General features: G+C 74.9%; 1 protein-coding gene. It reads left to right on the top strand.

The annotated features are described in order from the left end of the window. The first annotated feature begins 144 nt into the window (after positions 1-144). Complete coding sequence (locus A3IC_RS54825; protein WP_158695970.1) at positions 145-930, top strand: type II secretion system F family protein; 786 nt, start codon at positions 145-147, stop codon at positions 928-930. Positions 931-1,074: the final 144 nt, after the last annotated feature.

The raw sequence follows: 1,074 nt of genomic DNA, 5'->3' as shown, positions 1-1,074 counted from the left end.
GGCGGGGGGTCTGGGGCGGGTGGTGACCCCGGCGAGGGGTGTCGGTGGGGGTGTCGGTGGGGTGTTTCGGGGGGTTGGAGGGTGGGGCGGGTGGTGGCGGTGGTGTTTGCGGGGGTTGGGGTTGCGGGGTTGGTGTGGTTGTCGATGACTCGGGTTGGGCCGGCTCGGTTGCGGGTGGTGCTGGGGGCGTTCGATGCCGACCGGGTGGGGCGATCGGTGCTCGGTGCGACGGTGCGGGGGCATCGGGTGCCGATTGCGGTGCTCGCGGCGGGGAGCGGCGTTGCGCTGTTGCTGGGGTCGCCGGTGCCCGTACTGGTGGCGTTGCCGGGGGCGTGGGTGGTGCGTCGACGGTGGGCGCGGGCCGCAGCGGGTCGGGAGGCCGCTGCGGTTCGGGGCGGGGTCGTCGGGTTGTGCGCTGCGTTCGTGGGGGAGTTGCGGGCGGGCCGGTCGCCGGAGGAGGCGTTGGCGTTGGCCGCGCACGCGGTGCGGGGACCGGTCCTGGCGGTGGTGGGCGAGGCGATCGGGACGGCCCGGGTGGGCGGCGACGTGCCGGATGCGCTGGACCGGGTGGCGGCCCGTCCCGGGGCGGCCGGACTCCGGCGGCTCGCCGCGTGCTGGCGGATTGCGATTGGCCGTGGTGCCGGGTTCGCGTCGGCGCTGGAGCGGATCGCGGCCACGCTGCGGGCCGAGGAGGACACGCGCGAGGAATTGCTCGCCGAACTGGCCGGGGCCCGTTCGACCGCGCATGTGCTGGCCGCGCTACCGGCTTTCGGCTTGGTCCTGGGCAGCGGCCTCGGTGCGCGACCCCTGGATGTGCTGCTTCGCACACCGATCGGGATTGCCTGCCTGTGCACCGGGCTGGCTTTGGTGGCCATCGGTCTGGAATGGACGGACCGCTTGACCGCCCATGCCGCCTCGGGGGCGGCGTGAGGGCCGGGAGGTGGCCGTGGGCGTCCGTCGTATCGGCTTGGTGGCTTGCGCCGTGCCGGGGCGGAGGTGGCTCCGTGTGGCCGGTCTTGAGCGTGGTTCGTCTCGGGGGTGGATCGGGGGTCGGGTGGTGGGCGGGGATGTGAG

Source organism: Embleya scabrispora DSM 41855 (genome assembly GCF_000372745.1).
GTDB lineage: Bacteria > Actinomycetota > Actinomycetes > Streptomycetales > Streptomycetaceae > Embleya > Embleya scabrispora.
This window is presented reverse-complemented; position numbering and strand designations above follow the sequence as displayed.

Excerpts from the sequence above, each read along its gene's own strand:
- A3IC_RS54825 (WP_158695970.1), top strand. The coding sequence starts at position 145 with ATGACTCGGGTTGGGCCGGCTCGGTTGCGGGTGGTGCTGGGGGCGTTC.